This is a genomic window from Streptomyces sp. NPDC021115 (genome assembly GCF_044333065.1).
In the GTDB taxonomy this organism is placed as follows: Bacteria; Actinomycetota; Actinomycetes; order Streptomycetales; family Streptomycetaceae; genus Streptomyces.
Genome location: NZ_JBIRQF010000038.1, coordinates 17,198 through 38,171 on the forward strand (window position 1 = coordinate 17,198; position 20,974 = coordinate 38,171).

The window sequence follows — 20,974 nt, forward strand, 5'->3', positions numbered from 1 at the left end:
GCCTCCGCGTCTCGCGGGTCGTCGGGCTCGCGATCAGGCCCAACAGCCCGTAGGCGCTGAACAGGGCGGCGGGACCGGCCCATCCGGTGGCGGAGTAGAGCGCCGTAGCGATCATGGGGGTGAAGCCGGAGACGACCGCGGAGAGCTGGTAGGCCATGGATGTTCCGGCCGTGCGCGTCTTGGTGGCGAACAGTTCGGAGAACCACGCCCCTTGGACACCGGCCAGGGCGTTCTGGCAGACGGCGTAGCTGATGACGAAGGCGGCCATGACCATGGCAGCGGTCCCGGTGTTGACGAGCAGGAACATCGGGACGCCCCACAGCAGCGTCACCGTGCAGCCCAGCAGGTACACCGGGCGATGCCCCACCCGGTCGGACAGGCGGCCCCACAGCACGGTGGCCGCGATCCCGACGGCCGCGGCGGCCACCAGGGCGGTGAGGCTGACGGTTCCCGACACGTCGGGTGCGTCGCCGTCGTCCAGGTAGGACAGGACGAAGGCGACGGAGACGGCGTAGCCCGCGGTCTCCGCGCACCGGAGGCAGAAGGCCCGCAGCACATTGCGCCAGTCCTCGCGGAGGACCTCCAGCAGCGGGTTCTTGGCGACGTCGCCGGACCGCTGGAGCGCCTGGAATTCGGGAGACTCGTCGATCTTGAGCCGGATGAGGATGCCCACGACGATCAGGACGGCGCTGAGCAGGAACGGCACCCGCCAGGCCCAGGCGTCGCTCAGAGCGTGATCGCTGAAGAGGAACGCGAGATTCGCGAGCAGCAGTCCGACAGGGAATCCGGCCTGTGTGACGCCCGTGTACAGGCCGCGTCGTCGCCAGGGCGCATGCTCGAACATCATCAGGATCGCTCCGCCCCATTCGGCGCCGAAGGCGAGCCCCTGGATCACGCGGACGACCACCAGCAGGATCGGTGCCCAGATCCCGACCGCCTGGTAGGTGGGAAGGCATCCGATCAGAACGGTGGCGATGCCCATGAGGAGCAGTGAACCGACCAGGACGGGCTTGCGGCCGATACGGTCCCCGAGGTGACCGGCGACGATGCCGCCCAGCGGACGGGCGGCGAAGCCGATCCCCAGCGTGGCGAACGACAGCAGCGTCGCGGACAGGCCCGGGGCGGCGCGAAGCCGGGCGACAAGACCATGGTCGACGCGCTCGTCCCGGCGGCCCAAGCCGCGCGGGCGGCGGCTCTCGGAGCCGCCGCCGGTGTCACCGAGGTGTTGCAGGCCGCCGCCGAGGGCGCCGAACAAGGGGTCGCGGCCACCGCCGGGATGGTCGCCCGCATGGGACGGGCCGCCCGGCTCGGCGATCGCACACTGGGCCACCCCGACGCCGGAGCCACCTCCGTCGCCCTCATCCTGCGCACCGCTGCCGACGCCGTGCGCACCATCCGAGAGGACCGCTCATGAGTTCCACCCCGCACCCCGGCCGTCCGATGCGCATCGCGCTCGGATGCGACGAGGCGGCCATCGGGCTCGCCGACACCGTACGCGCCTGGCTGACCGGGCCCGAAGCCCCGGTCAAGGTCGAACTCGCCGACTTCGGCGTGCACGGCGACGACACCGTGGACTACCCGGACATCGCCGGGCCCGTCGCGCTCGCCGTGCAACGCGGCGAGGCCGACCGCGCCGTGCTGCTGTGCGGCACCGGGATAGGCATGGCCATCACCGCCAACAAGGTGCCGGGCGTACGCGCCGCCTGCTGCCATGACACGTACTCCGCCGAGCGAGCCCGCAAGAGCAACGATGCCCAGGTCATCACCATGGGCGCCCGTGTCATCGGCCCCGAGCTGGCGCTGAACATCCTGCGCACGTGGCTCGAATCGGAGTTCCCGGGCGGCAACTCCGCCCGCAAGGTCGCCAAGATCTCCGACCTCGAGGGCCGTTATGCCGTCGGCGGATCCGGCAGCTGCCGAGCCGTTGGTGCGCGTGCCCCGGCGTTACGCCAGGGGCGTGGGCTCGGGCGGCAGGGTCAGGGCGGAGTGGGCCGGCCGTCCCTTCGCCGGAGGCATGGTGCTCAGGTTGCGCAGCATGTTGTTGCGCTGCTCCAGGGCCGGGGCGGTGGTGGGGAAGAGCGTGGCGTCCCCCTTGCCGATCTTGCCCTGGTTCATGGTCACGAACTCCCGGATGTGGTGTTCGTAGGCGGCGAAACCCGCGGCGGGGTCCCGGTCGGCCAGGGAACGGGCGAGCATGTACGCACCGACGAGCGCGAGGCTGGAGCCCTGTCCGGTGAGGAACGAGGGCGCGTAAGCGGCGTCGCCCACCAGCGCGACCCTGCCGCTGGACCAGGCAGGCATGCGGATCTGGCTGACCGTGTCGGTGAACAGGTCATCCGCGTCGCGCATGGCGGTGATCATGCCCGGCACTTCCCATCCCGCGTCCGCGAAGGTCCCGGCGACCAGATCCCGTTGAGCTCGAGAGTCACCGAACGCCCCGGAAGGTGGTTGCGGCTGGGCGAAGTTCAGGAAGGCGTGCAGGTCGTCGTTGTCCCCTGTGGCGTAGAGAGCCGCGGCTCTGCCCGGGGTGTTCCACATCGTGACCTCGTGGGAGAGGCCGAAGGTGTTGGGCATGGTGAACACGGCGAAGCAGTACCCGAGGTACCGGTGGAACTGCTCTTCGGGGCCGAAGAGGAACTCGCGGGTGCGTGAGTGCATCCCGTCCGCGCCGAACACCATGTCGAACGTACGCCTGCTGCCCCCGCGGAAGGTGACGTCGACCCCGTGGCCGGACTGGTCGAGGGTGTCGATGGAGTCGTTGAACAAGAACTCCACGTCATCGCGGACCGCCGAGTAGAGAGCGCCGGTCAGATCCCCGCGCCGCACCTCCAGGTCCTGTCCCGCGACACTGCCGGCGAGGTTGTGCGGGCTGACGGACGTCACCGTGCCGCCGTCCTCGTCGAGGAAGGTGATCCGGCGCAAGTCGATGTGTGCGTCCCGCAGTTGTGGCAGGATCCCCATCCTGCGGACGACTTCCAGTGCGGTGCCGCGCACGTCGATCGGGTAGCCACCGCTACGCACCGCCCCCGCCTTCTCCGCCACCGTGACCGCGTATCCGTAGCGGTTCAGCCAGAACGCGAGGGCGGGACCGGCGATGCTGGCCCCCGATATCAGAACCCTGCGCTTGGGCGTGGCACGGACATCCGTCGAAGGATCGGTGAGGGTCATGCCTTGACTCCTTTGTTCATGGTACGGACGACCAGCAGGGACAGCGCCGTGACGGCGCCGGCGATGACGAATCCGGTGACGAAGGCCGATTCGGCCGGGCCGTCCATCCCGGGACGGGTCCCGGCGGTGAGGAAGGCACCGCTGACCTGTGCGCCTGCGGCGAAGCCGATCACGCGCGTCACCAGGACCAGGCTGGTGGCGGTGCCGGTGTTGCCGTGATCGACAGAGGTGGCCGTCTTGACGACCATCGCCGTGATGCAGACCCCACTGGCCAGGGCGATCAGCGCCTTGCCGACGATGAGGTGCCAGACCGCGGTGTGCGCGAGCGCCATGCCGATCAACGTGGCCGTCATGACGCCGATTCCGGCGGTGACCACGGCGGTCGACCCGAAACGCCGGGCCGCGACCCCGCCGAGCGGCCCGCTGATCGCCCCCGCGACGGCGCCGGGCAACAGGTACCGCCCGATGTCGGTGGAGCTGGCCCCGAAGCCGTACCCGTCGGCGGACACCGCGAACAGCTGCGGAACGAGATACATCGACACCGCGGTACCTACGCACACGGCGAAGGTGATCGCATAGGAGCTCCATACCGCGGGCTTCGCCACCAGGTTCAGATCGACCATCGGCGAGGGCGACCGGCGCTCAACGAATATCCACCCGGTCACCAGGAGCGCCAGGAGTACGACGAGGGCGCCGAGCAAGAGCGGCTGGCTGCCGAACTCGGGCGCCATAGAGAGCCCTAGCATGAGCGTCAGCAGAATGCCGCTCAGGAGAACCAGACCGGGCCAGTCGATCCTGGCGTCCGACCGGGCCGGCGCGTCGTCCGGCATCAGCCGGTGGACGAACAGGGTCGCCACCACGATCGCGATCGTCGGTATCGCGAACATCCAGTGCCGGGACAGCCCCTCCGCGATGGGCCCGGCCATCAGCGTCCCCAGCATGCCGCCGCCCACGAACAACCCGCTGACCACCCCGATGGCCACCTGGGACTCCCCGGAGGGAAGGTGCTTGCGTACCAGGATGAACGAGAGTGGCATCGCGCCCACCATCGCGCCCTCCAGCACCTGACCGAGCAGCAGTACGGGCAGGTTCGGTGCCAGCGAGGACACCAGCCCACCGGCCGAGACCACCGCCATCAGCCGGAGCATCACCCACTTCCCGCCGTAGCGGTCACCGAGGTTGCCCGCGATGGGCGTGACGAGAGCACCGGTGATGAGCATCGTGATGCTGAGCAGCGCCCCTTGAGCAGGGCTCATGGATAATTCGCGTTGCAACAGCGGGAGCGTTGGTGTCACCACCGACTCCAGGGCCCCGGTGGCGGCGGCCAGCACGCCGAGAGCGGCGACAGCGGCCTTCCCGATGCGGACCGGGGGAGCCAGGATCGTGGTCATGAACGTCCTCTACTTCGTTACTGGGTGAGCTGAGGGTTCGGCAATGCGCGCGCTTGTGCTTGATCACGTGTTGCCCCCCTCGTGCGTGAACGCCGGCATGTTAGGAATCGCGGCGTTCACCCCACATCACCCCCGGGAGCCACTGTTCGTGTCATACCGGGGGTGGATCAGGGCTACAAAACCCGGAGCGATGTCAGGCGTTCGAGGGTTTGCCCGGTAGGCACAGCCAGGCAAGGGTGGCCGCGGTGAGGTAGGCGAGGGTGCCGATGACCATGTTGACGCGGAGTCCGGCGCTGTAGGTGGTGGCTGTCGCCAGGAGGCTGCCGCCGAGTGCGATACCGGTGGCGCTGCCGATCTGGCGGGTGGTGTTGAACAAGGCGGAAGCGGCCCCCGAGTACGCCGTTGGTGCGGCGTTCATGACGGTGGTCGTAGTGCCGGTGAGGGCGAAGGAAGTACCGAACCCTGTAGCCATCATGGGGGCGATCAGCAGCGGGTAGGCCGGGTCGGTCCCGGCGGCGGCCCAACCGGCCAGTCCACCGGCGGCCAGGAGCATGCCGCAGATCACCAGCGGGCGGTCGCCGGTACGACGGGTGAGCCGTGCGGACAAGGCGGAGGCGAACATGGTCATGGCCACCGCGGGGAACAGGGCGAGTCCGGTGTACAGGGCGCTGTAGCCGCGCTGGTGCTGGAACTGCAGGCTGGCGGTGAAGATCATGCCGTAGAAGCCGAAGTTGAACAGCAGACCGATGACGGCTCCGCCGCTCATCGCACGCGAGCCCAGCAGGCTCAGGGGAAGGGCGGGGGAGCGGGCCGCCCGCTCCCGCACGGCGAATCCGGCGGCGGCAACAACGGCCAGCCCCACTCCGGCCAGGACAGCCGGATCGGTCCAGCCGCGCCGCCCGGCTTCGTTGAGCGCGGCGGTCAGCAGTGCCACCGCGGCCGCGACCGCGGCTTGCGCGGGCCAGTCCAGCGCCCGGTCGGTGTGCCGCGGCGAGCGTGCTACGTGGCGCAGTGTCAGCACCAGGCAGGCAGCCCCGGCGGGGAGGTTGATGAGGAACACCCAGCGCCACCCGGCCGTGGTCACCAGCAACCCGCCCAGCAACGGCCCGGCACACGCCGCGGTGCCCGCCATCGACCCCCACAGCCCGAAGGCCCGTGAACGGGCGGCCGGAGCCGGGTAGGCCTGCTGGAGCAGAGCCAGAGAGCCGGGCACGATCAGCGCCGCGCCCAGCCCTTCCACCAGCCGTGCCGCGACCAGGACAGGGGCACTGGGGGCGAGCGCGCACGCGGCCGAGGACAGGGTGAACACCGCCACCCCTGCACAGAAGACGCGGCGGTTGCCCAACCGGTCGCCCAGCGCGCCTCCGGTGAGCAGGAGCCCGGCGAAGACCAGGGTGTAGCCGTCGGTGATCCACTGGATGCCGGTGAGGGAGGCCGGCAGCTCCCGGCCGATGACCGGTACGGCGACGTTGATGACCGTCACATCCAGGATCACCATGAAGTAGCCGGTGCACACCGCCAACAACGGCGCCCAGGGGCGTCGCCCGCATGCCGCGTCCGTCCGAGCAGAGGGCATGGACTCACCGTTTCCGGCCGACTCCGAGCACCCCACCGCCCCGACTCCATCCCATCCACGAAACCCAACACCCAAACACCACAACAAGGAACATATACCTCACTTGGCGGCATCCAGGCGCCAAGCACCGCCTCAAACACCCAACAAACTCACGCCACTCCCGCCGCACACTCAGGGCTGATGTTCTTTCAATGCCTCGCGGATGTCCTCGGGTAAGGCCCGTCACCCGGTCCCTCACACTCCATAAGCTCTCCCGGGCGTGCAACGGCCACTCGTCCGAGACGTTCCCGTTCGCCATGGGGCCGTGGTGTTCGCCTCAGTCGCACATTTCGTGGGCGAACGCCACATCGAGACCGGCACCGACGCCTACCGACTCGCCAGCCCTCGGGTCTGCGCCGAAGCCCCGGACAAGGCCGGTTGACCCCGCTGCCGCGCGGCGGCCCTGGGCCGTTTCGTTTGGATCAGTCGGTCGTTGGTTCGGGTGCGCCGTTGGCAGATGCGCAGTGGGCGCGGACCGAGCCGTTACTTCCCGACCGGACGCCGAAGCGAGGCGGCCGGTGGCGTGACCACCGCGAGGTGACCGACTGGAGGGGCGTCTGCAACTGGCTTCGGGTGTGGGCCGTCGATGGAGCGCGTGTTCACCGCGCTGATGGCCCAGGCCGACGCCGACGAGAACCCCGACTGGGGCGTCTCGGTGGTCATCGGTCCTCGTCCGGCTGGCCGTCCGGGCCGGTGAGGGCAGGAGCGGCCGGTGCTACCAGGTGCCTGCGGTGTGGTGCAGGTCCTCGAAGCTCGCGCGCAGGTGGTGCCCGAGCGTGCCGCGCTGCGGGTCGGCCAGCCACTGGGCTACGGCGAGTTGGTGCGCGGCGACGGAGACGACGGCGGTCAGCGTGGCCGCCGGGTCGGGGAGGCCCCGCGCGCGCAGTGCGTCGGCGATCGCCTCACCGAGGGCTGCCGCTTTCGCCCGTTCGCGTTCCCGCAGGTCGGCATGTGCGTCGAGGAGGTGCCTGCGGCGCCGTGCCGCCTCCCGGCGCTGGTCGAACCAGTCACTGCCGGCTGTGAAGGCCGCGAGGACCGCGTCGAGGGGGGACTGCTCCGCGGGTGCGGCGGTCACCGCTTCGCGGATCTCGGCGGTGAACCGGTCCTGGGCAGGGAAGAGCACCTCGCGTTTGTCGGCGAAGTGGTTGTAGAAGGTGCGCTCGGTCAGTCCGGCCCGCGTCGCGATCTCGGCGACCGTCGTGCGTTCGTAGCCGCGCTCGGTGAACAACTCGATCGCGGCTTCCTGGAGCCGTTCCTGTGTGCCGCCCGGCCATCGTCCCATGGCACGCAGAGTAGCGGCGACGACACCGACTCCGAAGGGGAGACGCTGGCGTCCCGCCCGGTCGGCCCGACGGCCGTGCCCGGGGCCTCCCCGGCGATCCCGGTCCTGGTGGCGGCGATGGAGCCGCGCGCCCTCGCGGCTGCGGGCGAGTTGGCCGACGGAACGATTCCGTTCCTCGCCGGGCCGCGCACTCTCGCCGAACGGATCGTGCCGGCCATCACCGAGGCCGCCGCCGCGGCCGGGCGGCCGGCCCCGCAGATCGTGGCCGGGGTGCCCGCGGTGGTCACCGACGATGCCGCAGCGGCCCGCGACCGGGTGTCGGCCGTTCTCGGTTTCTACGACAGCATCCCGTCCTACCGGAAGGCCATCGCCACCGAGGGGTTGTCGCACGCGGCGGACCTGCTGATCGCCGGCGACGAGGACACCGTCACCGCCGGGCTGCGCCGCTATCTCGACGCCGGGGCCACCGAGGTCATGCTCACCCACACCGACCTCTTCGATACGGAAGACCGCGCACGGACGTGGAGCATCGCCCAGCGCCTGTGAACCGGGGCCGGACCGGCTGCGCCGTCCCCGGCCCCAACTGCCGTGATCGCGGCGCGGTTCCTCCGCCGCCCGACCCACCGCACCTGCGCAAAGAGGTGCCCCAGATCCGGCTCCAGCCGGGCAGGACGAGTAGCGGCCTGCCCGAACCGCCGCCGGCACGGCGTCCGGCCTGATCGGAAGTGACTCCGAGAACGTCGGCCCCGCCCCGCAGCAATCCACCTGCACCCGCAACGGGTCGCCGGGTAACAACCCTTTCCCGGGGCGCACCAGGAAGCCCGGCCAAGATGCTGGGCCTCTCGCATTCACAGGGAGAACCATGGCCAACGAGCTGAACCACATCATCGTCCACTGCCGCAACCGGCGTAAGTCCGCCGCGTTTCCGGCCGAGCTGATGGACGCCCCGGCCCGTGCGAATGGGGCCTGTTCACCCAGGTGCTCGATCCCGGCGGCACGGGTCTGACCGAGTTCATCACCGCCCCCTACCCTACTGCTGAGCGGCGCCCCGTGCGGCGCCCCACGGTTCACGGCAGCGGCAGGATTTTGCGGATCTCCCCTTGAGCATCGCTTCCGTGGTGCTGATGCCGTTGGCATCCAGCAGGCTCACGCAGGAGGCACTGAACTCGCCGAGCTCGACGACGAGGTCGTCATAGCCTTCCACGTCCCCGACGAAGATTCGCGCCATCAAGTCGGCGGTAGCCGCCATTCCCGAAGGACCGGTCAGCAGCGTCCTGAGCATTGCCACCACACGGTTGGGCGGCGTCGGCCCCTCCACGCGGGCCTGCTCGATCCGATCCAGCACCACAGTGGGCTCGGTGCCCCTGGGCGTCCTGCTTGCGAGGACCTGGGGTGACATCTACGGCGAGGCTTTTCTGCGCCGCACCCGGGACCTGTGCTCCGCCCGGGACACGACACCATCGCTGTGCCCGAAGACGTGACCTCCGTGATCGAGGAGGTCTACGCGGAACTGAACGACTTGGCCGACGATGCTCTTACCGACGACCGGCACCGCGCCCGCGCGGCAACGCAGGCCGCAGCGGCGGACGCGGCTGCCATCCCCGCTCCCGAGACGCTGACGGACCTGTTCCCTCGCACGATGGTGGAGTCCACGGAGACGGCCCAGTCGAGGTTCTCGTCGGCGTCGGCCTGGGTCATCAGCGCGGTGAACATGCGTTCCCCTGACCGTTTCTACTCCGGGCCCCGATTGCCCCTGAGCAGTCCCCGACCCGACCCGGAAAAGCCCCTGACAGGGGCACCACACGGTCGACAGTGCACCTAACGTGACGACGGTGCCCCGGCCGGGTCCGCACGCCTGACACAACCGCTCACATGACGAGGAGGATTCATGCCGTTAAGGAGCAGATCCGCACTGCGGCGCATCGCCGCGCGGGGCACGACCATGGCCGTGGGAGCCGTCCTGGCCGTCACCGCCGGCCTCGCCGCCGCTCCCGCGGTCCACGCGTCGTCGTCTCCCACGGAGACCCTGCGGTGGACACCGTGTTACGACTCGGCGGAGCCAGGAGCCGAGTGCGCCAATCTTCCGGTGCCGGTCGACTGGGCCCACCCGGACGGGCCGAGGCTCGACCTGGCCGTGGCCCGCCGACAGGCCGCCGACCCCGGCGCGCGCGTCGGCTCGATGGTGTTCGGCCCCGGCGGGCCGGGCGACTCGGGGGTGGAGATGGTGGTGCGCCGAATCAGCCGATTCAGCCCCGAGGTCCGCCGCAAGTTCGACATTGTCAGCTTCGACCCGCGCGGCGTGGGCGGTAGCAACCCGGTGGCCTGCTCCGCCGAATTGCTTGCCGAGCGGCCGTCACCGGAGATGAAGAACCAGGCGGACTTCAACGCGACCTTGGCCTACAACAGGCGGCTCCGTACCGATTGCAGGGCCCGTACCGGCCCATTGTTCGACCACCTTGACACCGCCCAGACGGTCCGGGACTTGGACGCCCTCCGGGCCGCCCTCGGCGAGCGGAAACTGACCTTCCACGGCAGCTCGTACGGCACGCTGCTCGGCGCGCAGTACGCCGAGGTCTATCCGCGCCGCGTGCGCGCGATGGTGCTGGAGAGCGTCATGGACCACAGCGTCCCGAACACCCGTGAGTTCCTGCAGTCCGAGGCGGCCACGGCAGAGGATTCGTTCCAGGAGTTCGTGAAGTGGTGCGACGGTGCCGCGGACTGCGCGCTACGAGGCCGCGACATTCGCGCCGTCTGGCAGGGCCTGTTGGCCCGTGCCGGGCGCGGCGAGCTGGAGGACCCGGCGAAGCCGGGCACCTCGCTGTCGTCCTCGGACCTGGTCAACATGGTGGCGTTCCGGAAGTTCTACCAGGCCGACTACGCGGGCCTGGCCACGGCGATCGCGGGGATGGACGCCGGCAAGCCGCTGCCCGCGTCGCCCACCTCGACAGCGCCGCTGCCTCAGGCCACCCCGGTCTTCTGCTCGGACTGGCACCTGCCAGTGCGTGACTACCAGGAGTACGCCTCGCTCGTCGCCATGATGAACAGGACCGCGCCTGACCTGCCTTACCTGCTCCCGGTCCACATGGCAGCGGCGTGTTTGGGCGCGCCGACCGCCAACCCGCAGCACCGCCTGGACGCACACGGTGCCCCGCCGATCCTGGTGTCCAACGCGCTGCACGACCCCGCCACCGGCTACCCGTGGGCGGTCTCGGTGGCCCGGCAGCTCGGCCGCAGCGGAGTGCTCCTCACCTACGAAGGCCACGGCCACGGCAGCGTCACCAGCGGCCCGTGTATGCAGGACGCCGTGGACGGCTACCTCACCGACCTGGCAGTCCCACCACGGGGCACCAGCTGCCCCGCCGTGCCGTCCTGACGGCTTGCCGAACCGGATCCGCCTGGTAGGCCGATCCACAAGAGTGGCCGGGCGCGCTGCTGCTCGCCAGGTGCTCCGGTGGCCAGCAGCGCTCGGAGGAGCTGAGGACGCAGCGGCAAAGTTGCGGCTTAAGGACGCTGAGCCCAGGGAAATCGTGCGTATCGCCGCCGAACACGCTGCACGGCTGAAGGATCTGGAGGCCGCCGAGTCGCGTGGCGAGTCGTAGCCCGCGGGTAGCGGGCGGCTTGGGGCCGGTCCGGGTGCCGGGCCGCGTCGACGGTCAGAAGCCGTGTCGCATCTACGGTGAGTGACGCAGTTCCGGTGCTGGTCCACTCCGGTCGCCGAAGGGGCGGAAGCGGGCCGACTCTGTCGTCGTATCGGCAGATCGTTTACTCGGCTCGGCATTTTCTGGTCGGCGGTGGCGACCTTGGCCGGTAGGGGCGGACGGTCCTTCAGCGGGCGCTCGGGGATACCGCCCTCCGCTTCTACCCGCAGAGCTTCTTCCAGGGCGAGGGGGGGGGTACAAGGGCCGCGACGGCAACAGCGGCCGCTGGCAGATCTTCGGCCTGATCGGCTCTCCTCATATTCGCTGGCAGGAATTCGCAAGAAGGATGTATCGCTGTGCGTAAAGTACTGCATACCGTTCTGCGATTAGTCGTCGCAATTTGCGTTCTCTTACCGCTGCAGGTGCCTGACAAATCCCAAGCTGCCCCGGTGACGTTCACCAACGGAACCCAGTTCATCAACACCGCGGGGGACGCGGTACATGGGCATGGCGGCAGCATGATTAAAGTGGGCAGATACTATTACTGGTTCGGCGAGAACGCCTACCCCAACGGCCCCTTCGCGTCGATCCCGGTCTACCGCTCCACCGACCTGCATACCTGGGAGTTCCGCAATAGCGCGCTGAGCCAGACCTCGGCCCCCGAACTACAGAGCGCCGGAGCCTGGCGGCCCAGGATCATCTACAACGCCCGCACGCAGCAGTACGTTCTCTTCATCCGCAAGGAGAACTACCCATCACCCATGACCGAGAACAAGGTCGCGATCGCCACATCGCCCACGGTGGACGGCAACTACACCTACCGGGGCAGCTTCCGGCCCATGGGATACCGGTCCTTCGACATGAACGTCTTCCGTGATACGGACGGCCAGGCGTACCTGATCTCGACGACCAATGGCCAGAAGGATCTGACCATCTTCCGTCTGTCCCCCGACTACCTGAGTATCGCCGCCCGGGTGACTACGGTGCACAACGTCAGGCGGGAAGCGCAGTCGATCTTCAAGCGCAACGGGGTCTACTTCCTGGTGACCTCGGGTACCACCGGCTGGAATCCGAACCAGCAGAAGTACGCGACTGCGACCAGCATGGCAGGCCCCTGGAGCAGCCTGGCGAACCTCGGGGACAGCACTGCCTACAACTCGCAGGTCACGCACATTCTCCCCGTACAGGGCAGCCGCACGACCTCGTACCTCTACCTCGGCGACCGATGGGCGCAGCACTGGGGTGGCAATCACAACGACTCCACGTACGTCTGGCTGCCGCTGCGGTTCCCGTCCAACACATCGCTGACGATGGCCTGGCACCCGAAGGTCACCATCAACGCCGACACCGGCGTTGTGTGGGGCACCAGTTAGATCCGCAGCTGCGGGCCGCCGCTCAGGTCTTGGGCAACTAGGATCTGTCTCTCCGATCATGTTGGTTGCCCGGTGGCTCGGCCACCGCGACGGGGCCCTGGAGACATCGTCTCCAGGCCCCAAGGGAGTCAGTGCGCCTGGTGATCATATCGGCGTGGGCGGGTGAAGAAGAGGAAGACACGTGTCTCTCCTGGTTGTTGGAGAACGACCCGGGCCGCGCTCTGCTATCGCGCGATCCGGATGAGGGCATGCTGATGAGGGCCGACGGCGGCCATATTCATCAACCTCCCCATCTCGTGATCACGCGTCTGTCGCGCTGGCGCGACGGTAACAACGTCTTTCCAGTCCGAGCAACACATTTCCAGGCTGCTGACCGGGGGCTTTCGCGCGCTGAAGGTCGTGTCTCTTCGAGGGGACGGCTCGTTGCCTGGTCATGCTCAGCAGAGGGGATCTCACGGACGACGAGTGGGCGGTGCTGGAGCCGCTGCTGCCCAGGGGCAACAACCGGTGCGGCCGGTGGCGAGACCACCGCCAGGTGATCAACGGGATCATCCACCGGCTCAGCCCCGGGTGCTAGTGGCGCGAGCTGCCCGAACGCTTCGGCCCGTGGCAGACCGTCCATGAACGACACATGCTGTGGTCGGCCACTACTGCGGCGGGCTGACCAGCAAACTCCACCTGAGCGCGGACGGCAGCTGCCGCCCACTCTCACTGGTCATCACGCCCGGGCAACCGGCGGACTGCACCCAGTTCGAACCCGTCATGGACAAGATCCGCGTCCCCCGGCTCGGCCCGGGCCGGGCCGAAGAGGTTGCCGGAAAGCGTCGGCGCCGACAAGGCATACAGCAACGGCATGATCCGCTCCTACCTGCGACGACGCGGCATCCGGCAGCCCCATACCACCGGCACAGCGGTCGGCGCGGAGCGGTGCTTATGCGGCGGCGCCGCAGGCGCGGTTCCTCCGCAGCGTGACCCAGGTTTTCGGTGTGGTCGTCGCCTGGATGCCGGGGCGGAGGTGTCGCTGACCCCCTTCGGGCTCCTGGGGCTGGCCCCCCGTGCGGCCGGGGTGTTGACGCCATGGCGCCGCACGATGGCCGGTCCGTACGTTTAAGCAGGTCAGAGTGTTTCTCTCCGATTCAGGACCGGAGTCCTCCATGTCTCAGACCACCGCGCCGTCCGTGCCCACCGCACCCGTCGGCGTCACCGCGCAGCAGGGGAGTGAGTTCACTCCCCTGCTGCGGAAGGTCAGAGGGCAGGGGCTACTGGAACGCCGCAAGGGCTGGTACACGCGGATGATCACCGTGAACCTCCTCGCCCTGGCCGCCGTGGTGACAGGGTTCGTCCTCGCCGGGGACACCTGGTGGACGCTGCTGCTCGCCGCGCCGCTCGCCATCCTGTCCGCCCGCACCGCCTACGTCGGCCACGACGCCGGGCACGCCCAGATCGCCGTCGGCCGCCGGGCGAACCGCGCCATCGGCCTCCTCCACGCCAATCTGCTCCTGGGCATGAGCTACGCGTGGTGGAACGACAAGCACAACCGGCACCACGCCAACCCCAACCACATCGAGAAGGACCCGGACGTCGGCGCCGGCGCACTCGTGTGGACCGCGGAACAGGCCGCTGAGCGCCGAGGATTCACCCGCTGGATCACCCGCCACCAGGCCCGGCTGTTCTTCCCCATGCTGCTGCTCGAAGGCATAGCCCTGAAGGTGAGCAGTGTCCAGGACCTCCGGCGGCAGCCGGTGCGCGAACGGGCCGTCGAGGGCGCGCTGCTGGCGCTGCACGCGGCCGGTTACGGTGCCCTGCTGCTCACCTGCCTGCCGGTGGGCAAGGCCATCGCGTTCGCGCTGCTCCACCAGGCGCTCTTCGGGCTCCACCTGGGAATGGCCTTCGCGCCCAACCACAAGGGCATGGACATGCCCGACCCGGCGGGCGAGCGCTGGGGCCATCTGCGCCGCCAGGTCCTGACCTCACGGAACGTCCGGGGCGGGCCGGTCACGGACTGGCTCCTCGGCGGGCTGAACTACCAGATCGAGCACCACCTCTTCCCGAACATGCCCAGGCCCCACCTCAGGCTCGTACAGCCTCTGGTCCAAGAACACTGCCACAACCTCGGGCTCCCGTACGCCGAGACCGGGCTGCTCGACTCCTACCGGCAAGGTCTCCGGCACATGCACACGGTGGGCGCTGCGGCCCGGCCAGAATGAGAGCGCCGAGCGCTGGCCTCCAGAGCCCGCTGCGCGTGTCCCGGTTCTCCTCACGCAACCCGGTCGTGCCGCGCCGGATGTTCTCACAGCACCTTGCGCCGCAGCCCTTCTTGATCCCGCCGGAACGCCGGACCGGCGGTGGGGTCACCCAGCACCCGACGTACGGCGCGCTGGCCGTGCGGCCGTGGGCTTGACGCGGCTGAAAGGAATCCGATGATGGCGAGGTGAGGACACAGAACGGTGAGTCGGTTCTGGCGAGGGCCGTACGGATCTTCGAGGCGTTCACGCCGGAGGAGTCGGCCCTGACCGTCTCGCAGATCTCCCGCCGTACGGAGCTGCACGTGGCGACCGCGTCGCGGCTGGTGGCCGAGCTGGTCTCGTACGGGTTCCTGACCCGGGACGCCGACCGCCGGGTCCGGATCGGTATGCGCATGTGGGAGCTGGCCACCCGGGCCTCGCCCACCCTGTCGCTGCGCAACGCGGCGATGCCGTTCATGGAGGGCGTCCACGATGTCGTCGGGCATCATGTGCAGCTCGGCGTGCTGGACGGCGACGAGGTGCTGTTCCTGGAGCGGCTGACGGCCCCGGGGGCGGTCGTCAACTACACCCGCATCGCGGGCCGCCTCCCGCTGCACGCCTCCTCCAGCGGCCTGATCCTCCTCGCCCATGGCCCCTCCGACCTGGCCCGACGGGTGCTCGACGAACCCCTGTACCGCTACACCCCGAACACGCCGGCCACCGCCGCGCGGCTGCGGGCCGAGCTGGCCGAGGTCCGCCGACAGGGGTACGCGAACTGCCCCGGGTACGTGCACCCCGACGTCCTGGGCATCGCGGCGCCGGTGCGTGACGCGCGCGGTGAGGTGGTGGCCGCGCTGGCGGTGATCGTCCCGAACGAGGCAGGGGCCGCGTCCGTCGTGCCGGTGGTGCGGACCGCGGCACGTGGCGTTTCCCGGGCGCTGGGGGCACCGGCCGCCCAGGGGCGGCCGCAACGAGGCGGATGACTCACGTGGCGGCAGTGCGACGGCCGTATGACGATCACCGGAAATTCGTCTCTCACTGATTGAGAACGCCATCGCGACGGTCCGTGTTGGCCGCGCATCCTGCCTGCAACCCAACGACGGGAGGCGGCGACGTGGTCGGAATCAGCGTGGTTGCGGATACCGAGTCCGGCGTCGGCACGGGACAGCCGACGCGCGGGGGCGCGGCAACTCTGGAGGTCTCCGCGAAGGAGCGCGTCGCCGAAGGCGTCGTGTCACTCACCCTCATGCGCCCGGACGGTGCCCGGTTGCCGGACTGGACACCGGGTTCCCACATCGACCTGGTGTTGCCGGAAGGGACGACCCGGCAGTACTCCCTGTGCGGCGACCGATGGGACGCGCACACCTACCGGATCGCAGTACTGAGGGAACCAGCGGGACGCGGCGGATCCGCGTATGTACACGACCAGCTGCGGCCGGGGGACCGCGTCGGGGTCGGCGGCCCGCGCAACCACTTCCCCCTCGTGCCCTCGGAGAAGTACCTCTTCATCGCGGGCGGCATCGGCATCACCCCGCTGCTGCCCATGGTGCGCCAGGCCGAACTGCTCGGTGCCGAATGGCAGTTGCTGTACGGCGGCCGGACCCGGGCATCGATGGCCTTTCGCGAGGAGCTGACGGAGACCTACGGCGAGCGAGTACACATCGTCCCGCAGGACGAGCTCGGACTGCTGGACCTCGCGACCCCGCTGGGCGGCCCGCGACCGGACACCAAGGTGTACTGCTGCGGCCCCGCCCCGCTGCTCGCCGCCGTCGAAACGGCCTGCGCCGCCTGGCCGCCGTACGCCCTGCGCGTCGAGCGCTTCACCGCCGCCGCGCAGACCGCGCCGGTGCGGGAGACGCCCTTCGAGGTCGAGCTGCGCCGCTCGGGACGTACCGTCACCGTGACTCCGGAGGTCTCGGTGCTGGAGGCGGTACGTCGTGCCGGGGCGGACGTGCTGTCCTCCTGCGAGCAGGGAACCTGCGGCACCTGCCTGACGCCGGTGCTGGAAGGGCAGCCCGACCACCGGGACTCCGTCCTCACCGGCCGCCAACGGGGGGCGAACGACTGCATGTTCGTGTGCGTATCCCGATCCTGCGGCGACCGTCTCGTCCTCGATCTCTGAGACCTCCCTACATCCCCAAGGAGCGCGATGTCCGAGGCACTGCAGCGTGCCGTTCCGCTGCCCGTGAATGACGTCGATCCGTTCGCCCACGAGGTCCTGCTGGACCCCGAACCGCTGCACCAGGCCCTGCGCGAGGCCGGTCCGGTCGTGTACCTGCCGCGCTACGACGTCCACGCGCTGGCCCGCTACGAGCAGGTGCACGCCGCGCTGGTGGACTGGCAGCACTTCGAGTCGGGCTCCGGCGTGGGCCTGGCCAACTTCCGTCACGAGAAGCCATGGCGCCCGCCGAGCCTGCTGCTGGAGGCGGACCCGCCCCGCCACGACGCCCCCCGCCGGGTGCTGAGCGAGATCCTCGCCCCGCCCGCCCTGCGGCGTCTGCGCACGATGTGGGCCGCCGTGGCCGAGGAACTCGTCGACCAAGTCCTCGGCGAATCCACGGAGTTCGACGCCTTCGTGGCGCTGGCGGAGGCGTTCCCCCTGCGGGCCTTCCCCGACGCGGTGGGCCTCGGCCCCGACGGCCGGGAGAACCTCCTGCCGTACGGAAACATGGCCTTCAACGCGTTCGGCCCGCGCAACGACCTCGTCGCGGCGGACGCCCACCGGATGGCCGAGCTTTCGGCATGGGTGAACGCCCAGTGCACCCGGGAGGCACTGAGCGGGGACGGCTTCGGCGCACAGATCTGGGCCGCTGCCGACCGCGGTGATCTCACCCGCGAACAGGCACCGCTGGTGGTGCGGTCCCTGCTCACCGCCGGCATCGACACCACTGTGCACGGCCTGGCGGCCTGCCTGTACGCCTTCGCCACCCACCCCGGCGAATGGCAACGGCTCCGGGAGCGGACCGATCTGGCGCGGACCGCCTTCGACGAAGCAGTGCGCTGGCAGTCACCGGTGCAGACGTTCTTCCGCACCGCGACCACCGACGTCACCATCGCCGGAACGCTCGTCCCCGAGGGCGCGAAGATCCTCATGTTCCTCGGCGCGGCCAACCGCGACCCATGCCGCTGGCACGACCCCGACCGCTTCGACCTCACCCGTGACCCCTCCGGCCACGTCGGCTTCGGCATGGGACTGCACCAGTGCATCGGCCAGCACGTCGCCCGCCTGGAGGCCGAGGCCCTGCTGACCGCCCTGGCGCGTCGCGTCGAGCGGATCGAACTCACCGGCACCCCGCACCGCCACCCCAACAACACCCTGCACTCGTGGGCATCCCTGCCCGTGCGCGTCCGGACGGCTGCCTGATCCGCCGTCGATGAGGCGTCGTCGCGCGGGCGAAGGACGAGACGATCGTGATCCCCGACCCGGATCCAGGCGTACGGGGTGTGCCGTACCGATCCCCACTGTGCGGCCGGTACCGGGCCTGTCGGGTCGGCCTTGGGCATCGGTGCCTTCGCCGAGAAGCCCCTGGTAGCGGCAGGGCAGTGCACCAAGGCCGACCCGGCCGCGTCCCCGGCCAAGCTGCGGGGCTATGGCGTGATGGCGGGCAAGACCATCGCCGTGGACATCGACGGCCGCAAGCTCGCCACCGCGGCGTCGCTGGGCGCCACGAACACCGTCAACGCTCGGGACACGGACCCCGTGACGGCGGTACGCGAGCTGGCCGGTGGGTTCGGAGCAGACGTGGTCGCGCTACTTCCCCCTGCTGATCGACCTGTATCTCCAGGGGCGCCTGGACCTCGACGCGTTCGTGAGTGGATCGACCGGGGCTACGGCGAGGAAGCGGACAACGCGAGGCACCGCAAAGTCCGCGCCCGCGTCGAGCACACCTTCGCCCGCACGAAGAACTACAAGATCCTCCGCGACTGCCGGCGACGCTGCAACGGCCTCCACGCCGTTGCTCGCATGCATCACCTCGCCCTCGCCGCATGACCAACGAAAGACTGCCCGTGCGGGCTAGTGCCGCATCAGGCAACGTTCGCCCTGTCGACGACGGCGCGTAGGTGCCGGTTCTCCGCATGGTGGTTTCGCCAGACGATGTAGCGGCGGATCATGCTGCCCTGCTCTTTGTGGGTGGCGTGGTCGGTGCCGTCGAGGGTGAAGTAGCGCAGGGCGGTGAACTGGGCCTCGATGCGGTTGAGCCAGGAGGAGTTCTTCGGGGTGTAGGTGATCTCGACGTTGTTCGCCGCGGCCCAGGTGCCGACCCGCTGGCACTTCTTCGTGGTCAGGTGCGGGGAGAAGTTGTCGCAGACGATCGCGATACGGACCTTGTCCGGGTAGAGGGTGCGCAGGTAGCGGCAGAACTCCAGGAACTGCGCCCGCCGCTTGACCGGCTTGATGTGGCCGTAGAGCTTGCCCTTGGCCAGGTCCAGGGCGGCGAACAGGTGCCGTACTCCGCCGTAGCGGTTGTAGGTCGCCCGCCGCCTGCGGCGCGGCTCACGGTCGGGGCCCTTGTGCTTGCCGCCGCGCTCGGCCCACTGCTTCCCGGGGTGGGGCATGAGGTTGAGCGGGCCGAACTCGTCCATGCAGAAGATGATTTCGGGCTCGCCTTCCTCAGGCAGGACCTCCCCGTCGGCGATCGCGTAGAGGTGCTCGACGCGGACCTTCTTGGCCGCGTAGTCCGGGTCGCGGGAGGTCTTCCAGGTCTTCAGGCGTTGAAAGGAGACGCCTTCCTTGCGGAACAGGATGCGCAGGCCCTCGTGGCTGATGTCGTCGATCACCCCCTCTGCGACCAGGAAGTCCGCCGGCTTGGACAGACTCCAGGTGGAAAAGGGCAGGTCGTGCTCAGTCGGCTTGGACTTCGCGATCTTCTTGATCTCGCGGCGCTCCGGCAGCGTGAACGTCCTGGGCCGCCCGCCCTTGTATTTCGGGTAGAGCGAGTCGAAGTCGTCGGTGTTGAAGTTGTGGATCACATCGCGGACGTCGCTGGTGAAGGTCACCACCGACCCGGTGCCCCTGCGGATAATCCGCAGCAGCCGCCGGCCCTCGTAATCGTCGATCTCCCGGACCTGCACTCGTTCAGTCACGTGATCATTCTGGCCGTCCGGTTGCCGCGCCGGGCGACACCGGCCTGTTGACCGGACTACGGGAGGACACGCCGGGCGGTAGCGCATCCCCGCTCGGGCGTCGACGGCTTCTACGACTGGGCGGTGGCGTCGGACCGCCGCTTTGCCAGGATGCGCCGGTTCCCGCCCGGAGCCGGCCGGGTGGTCAGTCCAGTGCGGGGCGTGTGCGGCGTGCGGTGTGTGCGGGCCACCCGACTGCGGCGTACCAGACCAGGGCCGCGCATATGAAGGCCGTCGCCGCGGAGACCAGTGACCTTGTGAGGGTGTCGTTCCGTGCGCCGGAAACGAGTGCGACGGCCAGTGCCAGCGTCAGGGTGATGACGGGCAGCGCACGGGGGCTCCGCGTGGCGCCTGGCGCGGCGGCTGGTGGCAGCAGCCAGGTTGCGAGGCCGTAACAGGCACAGGCCAACAGTGTGGCTCCCAGCACTTCGCTGGGCCGGTGGCCGCCCATGGTCGCGCTGGCGGCGGCGATGCAGGCGAGCCACAGCACACCGGCCGAGGCGACGTAGGGGCGGATGCGGGGGGACACCACGAGGACGGCGGCGAGGGTCAGCGCGGCGGGGATGGCCGAGTGCCCGCTGGGGAAACCCTGATCAAGGAGATTCTCCGGCGCGCCTACCAGATCGGGGCGGGGCAGGATGGTCGATTTGAGCACATCGTTGCCTCCGGCCGTGAGAATGACGACCCCGAGCGCCGCGCACCCCTGCCGCCAGCACCGCCGCACCAGGGTGAGGACCACGATGACGGCCAGGCCCACCATCAGCGTGGGCTTGGCACTCAATTCCATCGGCGGCAGGGGCGTCGAGCCGTAGGCCGCTCCTGACAGGGGGTAGATCCATGCTTCTTCGCCGCCCTGTTTACCGAGATGAAACCAGGAGTTCTCGGCTCGTTGCCCCCACGGGGTGCAGATGGCGAGCAGGTAGACCGTCAGGAACCCCAGGGTGTACAGCAGAGCCGGCATCCACGGCCGTGTCGTACGCGACGGGCTGGGGTTGTCGGGGGCCTCGGGGACCTGCCTTGAGGCCCCCGGACGGTGCGCGGGCAGGGACTGAGAATCGTGCTGAGTCATCGCTCTGTTTCTTCCGTTGGGGGGAGTTCGGTCACGCGCGTCTTCCGGCACGACGTGGGCCGCCGGGCTCGGCCGGCCCACCGGGGCTC

At 69.5% G+C, this 20,974-nt stretch carries 18 protein-coding genes and 3 pseudogenes; 12 read left to right on the top strand and 9 right to left on the bottom strand.

Features of this window, described 5'->3' with window-relative positions; translation table 11 throughout:
* Positions 1–58: 58 nt before the first annotated feature.
* Positions 59–1,114: pseudogene (locus ACH4TL_RS45335) on the bottom strand (MFS transporter); the annotation flags it as partial.
* On the opposite strand from ACH4TL_RS45335, the gene ACH4TL_RS45340 reads away from it, so the two are divergent.
* Both ACH4TL_RS45340 and ACH4TL_RS45345 read left to right on the top strand, forming a co-directional pair.
* Positions 1,034–1,414 carry a DAK2 domain-containing protein gene (locus ACH4TL_RS45340; protein WP_398331689.1) on the top strand — a complete coding sequence of 127 codons (381 nt, stop codon included), beginning with the start codon at positions 1,034–1,036 and terminating at the stop codon, positions 1,412–1,414. The pseudogene ACH4TL_RS45335 and the gene ACH4TL_RS45340 overlap by 81 nt on opposite strands.
* Before the next feature lie 26 nt (positions 1,415–1,440).
* Positions 1,441–1,872 (top strand): annotated as a pseudogene (locus ACH4TL_RS45345) (RpiB/LacA/LacB family sugar-phosphate isomerase); the annotation flags it as partial.
* A 72-nt stretch (positions 1,873–1,944) separates the two neighbouring features.
* Here the strand turns inward: ACH4TL_RS45345 and ACH4TL_RS45350 are convergent.
* The 4 genes from ACH4TL_RS45350 to ACH4TL_RS45365 form a co-directional block, all read right to left on the bottom strand.
* Positions 1,945–3,168, bottom strand: coding sequence for an FAD-dependent monooxygenase (locus tag ACH4TL_RS45350; RefSeq protein ID WP_398331686.1), 1,224 nt, complete (start codon positions 3,166–3,168; stop codon positions 1,945–1,947).
* Positions 3,165–4,559, bottom strand: coding sequence for an MFS transporter (locus ACH4TL_RS45355; RefSeq protein WP_398331683.1), 1,395 nt, complete (start codon positions 4,557–4,559; stop codon positions 3,165–3,167). Before ACH4TL_RS45355 ends, ACH4TL_RS45350 begins: the two co-directional genes overlap by 4 nt.
* Before the next feature lie 193 nt (positions 4,560–4,752).
* Positions 4,753–6,135 (bottom strand): MFS transporter, encoded by a 1,383-nt coding sequence (locus ACH4TL_RS45360; protein ID WP_398331680.1) that lies wholly within the window; start codon positions 6,133–6,135, stop codon positions 4,753–4,755.
* A gap of 754 nt (positions 6,136–6,889) precedes the next feature.
* Positions 6,890–7,456, bottom strand: coding sequence for a TetR/AcrR family transcriptional regulator (locus ACH4TL_RS45365; protein ID WP_398331677.1), 567 nt, complete (start codon positions 7,454–7,456; stop codon positions 6,890–6,892).
* On the opposite strand from ACH4TL_RS45365, the gene ACH4TL_RS45370 reads away from it, so the two are divergent.
* Both ACH4TL_RS45370 and ACH4TL_RS45375 read left to right on the top strand, forming a co-directional pair.
* Positions 7,430–8,002, top strand: a complete 573-nt coding sequence (locus tag ACH4TL_RS45370; RefSeq protein WP_398425517.1) for an LLM class flavin-dependent oxidoreductase — start codon at positions 7,430–7,432, stop codon at positions 8,000–8,002. The two genes, ACH4TL_RS45365 and ACH4TL_RS45370, sit on opposite strands and share 27 nt — an antisense overlap.
* A 316-nt stretch (positions 8,003–8,318) precedes the next feature.
* Positions 8,319–8,462, top strand: coding sequence for a hypothetical protein (locus ACH4TL_RS45375; protein WP_398331675.1), 144 nt, complete (start codon positions 8,319–8,321; stop codon positions 8,460–8,462).
* 24 nt (positions 8,463–8,486) lie between these two features.
* On the opposite strand, the gene ACH4TL_RS45380 is transcribed toward ACH4TL_RS45375, so the two are convergent.
* Positions 8,487–8,801 (bottom strand): hypothetical protein, encoded by a 315-nt coding sequence (locus tag ACH4TL_RS45380; RefSeq protein WP_398331672.1) that lies wholly within the window; start codon positions 8,799–8,801, stop codon positions 8,487–8,489.
* A gap of 543 nt (positions 8,802–9,344) precedes the next feature.
* On the opposite strand from ACH4TL_RS45380, the gene ACH4TL_RS45385 reads away from it, so the two are divergent.
* The 3 genes from ACH4TL_RS45385 to ACH4TL_RS45395 all read left to right on the top strand — a co-directional run bounded on the left by ACH4TL_RS45385 (position 9,345) and on the right by ACH4TL_RS45395 (position 13,044).
* Positions 9,345–10,829, top strand: a complete 1,485-nt coding sequence (locus ACH4TL_RS45385) for an alpha/beta hydrolase (RefSeq protein ID WP_398331669.1) — start codon at positions 9,345–9,347, stop codon at positions 10,827–10,829.
* Between the two features lie 714 nt (positions 10,830–11,543).
* Positions 11,544–12,467 (top strand): family 43 glycosylhydrolase, encoded by a 924-nt coding sequence (locus tag ACH4TL_RS45390; RefSeq protein WP_398425514.1) that lies wholly within the window; start codon positions 11,544–11,546, stop codon positions 12,465–12,467.
* A gap of 433 nt (positions 12,468–12,900) precedes the next feature.
* Entirely contained in the window at positions 12,901–13,044 is a 144-nt protein-coding gene (locus ACH4TL_RS45395) for a transposase (RefSeq protein ID WP_398331664.1), read from the top strand.
* Between the two features lie 131 nt (positions 13,045–13,175).
* Here ACH4TL_RS45395 and ACH4TL_RS45400 read toward each other — a convergent pair whose 3' ends face one another.
* Positions 13,176–13,322 (bottom strand): hypothetical protein, encoded by a 147-nt coding sequence (locus ACH4TL_RS45400; RefSeq protein WP_398331661.1) that lies wholly within the window; start codon positions 13,320–13,322, stop codon positions 13,176–13,178.
* Between the two features lie 299 nt (positions 13,323–13,621).
* Between ACH4TL_RS45400 and ACH4TL_RS45405 the strand changes: the two genes are divergently transcribed.
* The 5 genes and pseudogenes from ACH4TL_RS45405 to ACH4TL_RS45425 all read left to right on the top strand — a co-directional run.
* Positions 13,622–14,674, top strand: coding sequence for a fatty acid desaturase family protein (locus ACH4TL_RS45405; protein WP_398331659.1), 1,053 nt, complete (start codon positions 13,622–13,624; stop codon positions 14,672–14,674).
* 224 nt (positions 14,675–14,898) lie between these two features.
* Positions 14,899–15,675, top strand: coding sequence for an IclR family transcriptional regulator (locus ACH4TL_RS45410; RefSeq protein WP_398331656.1), 777 nt, complete (start codon positions 14,899–14,901; stop codon positions 15,673–15,675).
* Positions 15,676–15,806: 131 nt separating this feature from the next.
* Positions 15,807–16,814: a PDR/VanB family oxidoreductase gene (locus ACH4TL_RS45415; RefSeq protein ID WP_398331653.1), complete on the top strand. Its 1,008-nt coding sequence runs from the start codon at positions 15,807–15,809 to the stop codon at positions 16,812–16,814.
* Between the two features lie 27 nt (positions 16,815–16,841).
* The gene (locus ACH4TL_RS45420) at positions 16,842–18,056 is read left to right on the top strand and encodes a cytochrome P450 (RefSeq protein WP_398331650.1); all 1,215 of its coding nucleotides are present in this window, start codon (positions 16,842–16,844) and stop codon (positions 18,054–18,056) included.
* Positions 18,057–18,185: 129 nt separating this feature from the next.
* Positions 18,186–18,440: pseudogene (locus ACH4TL_RS45425) on the top strand (zinc-binding dehydrogenase); the annotation flags it as partial.
* Positions 18,441–18,718: 278 nt separating this feature from the next.
* Here ACH4TL_RS45425 and ACH4TL_RS45430 read toward each other — a convergent pair.
* Positions 18,719–19,777: an IS630 family transposase gene (locus ACH4TL_RS45430; RefSeq protein WP_398331647.1), complete on the bottom strand. Its 1,059-nt coding sequence runs from the start codon at positions 19,775–19,777 to the stop codon at positions 18,719–18,721.
* A 184-nt stretch (positions 19,778–19,961) separates the two neighbouring features.
* A complete protein-coding gene (locus ACH4TL_RS45435) occupies positions 19,962–20,885 on the bottom strand; it encodes a phosphatase PAP2 family protein (protein ID WP_398331644.1) in 924 nt (307 codons plus the stop codon).
* Positions 20,886–20,974 lie beyond the last annotated feature (89 nt).